The organism is Pseudomonas sp. TYF_14, assembly GCF_043105275.1.
GTDB classification, from domain to species: Bacteria; Pseudomonadota; Gammaproteobacteria; order Pseudomonadales; family Pseudomonadaceae; genus Aquipseudomonas; species Aquipseudomonas alloputida.
In genome coordinates this window covers 1-1,511 of the sequence record NZ_JBICLK010000011.1, presented here as the reverse complement: position 1 = coordinate 1,511, position 1,511 = coordinate 1, and the positions used below count along the sequence as shown (strand labels likewise).

Sequence of the window (1,511 nt, the reverse complement as noted above, 5' to 3'; positions counted from 1 at the left end):
GTGATGGTGACCTTGACCAGGTCGCCTTCGTTGCCCGGCGTACCTGGCTCGTCGGTAACCGACGTGCTGACCGGCGTCTTGTCCAGCGTCAGTTGCTCGAACTTGCCGACATCCGCACCGCCAACGGTAGCGATCGACATCACGACAGGGTCGTTGCTGCCGACGTAGACGTTATCCGGGGCAGTGACAGTGGCAGTACCCACGGTGCCATTAGCCGGCACGGTGATGACGGTTTTGCCGTCGCTCAGGGTGAAGGTCAATGCACTGTGGTTGTTAATCGGCAGACCGTCTTTGTTGGTCAGGGTAATGGTGTAAGTGATCTCACCGCCTTCGGTCACCGACGGGGTCGCAGTCAGCTTGGCCACTACTTCGTCGGTGGTGTCGGTCACTTGGACCGAAGCCGCACCGCCCAGCTCGAGGTTCTCGAAGGTCGCACCAGTGGCGTCCACCGCCGAGTTGATACCCAGGCTGATCTGGCCAGCATCGTTGTAGACGTCATCACCCTGCGCAGCGTGGGTGTACGGCGCGCTGGTCTCGCCGGCCTTGATGGTGACCTGGGCATTGTTGCTCAGGGTCACGACCAGGTCGTGAGCCAGCGGCTGGTTGACGTGAACAGTGAAGGTCGGTTTGACGTTCTCGGCCACCGAAGTCTGGTCGGCTGTGATGGTGACCTTGACCAGGTCGCCTTCGTTGCCCGGCGTACCTGGCTCGTCGGTAACCGACGTGCTGACCGGGGTCTTGTCCAGTGTCAGTTGCTCGAACTTGCCGACATCCGCACCTTCAACGGTTGCGATCGATTTGATCACAGGGTCGTTGGTGCCAACGTAGACGTTGTCCGGGGCAGTCACGGTGGCAGTACCCACGGTGCCATTAGCCGGCACGGTGATGACGGTTTTGCCGTCGCTCAGCGTGAAGGTCAATGCACTGTGGTTGTTGATCGGCAGGCCGTCTTTGTTGGTCAGGGTGATGGTGTAAGTGATCTCGCCACCTTCGGTGACCGAAGGGGTCGCGGTCAGCTTGGCCACTACTTCGTCGGTGGTATCGGTCACTTGAACGGTAGCCGCACCGCCCAGTTGCAGGTTTTCGAAGGTGCGACCGTCTACATCCACAGCGGACGTGATGCCCAGGCTGATCTGGCCAGCGTCGTTGTAGACGTCATCGCCTTGCGCAGCGTGGGTGTATGGCGCGCTGGTTTCGCCGGCCTTGATGGTGACCTGGGCGTTGTTGCTCAGGGTCACGACCAGGTCGTGGGCCAGCGGCTGGTTGACGTGCACGGTGAAGGTCGGCTTGACGCTCTCGGCCACCGAGGTCTGGTCGGCGGTGATGGTGACCTTGACCAAGTCGCCTTCGTTGCCCGGCGTACCTGGCTCGTCGGTCACCGACGTGCTGACCGGCGTCTTGTCCAGCGTAAGCTGTTCGAACTTGCCGACATCCGCGCCCTCAACGGTTGCGATCGACATCACGACAGGGTCGTTAGCGCCGACGTAGACGTTGTCCGGAGCAGTCACGGT

1 protein-coding gene is annotated in these 1,511 nt (G+C 61.4%); it reads right to left on the bottom strand.

Features of this window, described 5'->3' with window-relative positions; all coding sequences use genetic code 11:
• The coding region (locus ACF8O8_RS03895) for an immunoglobulin-like domain-containing protein (RefSeq protein ID WP_392509276.1) at positions 1–1,511 on the bottom strand (1,511 nt) is incomplete at both ends.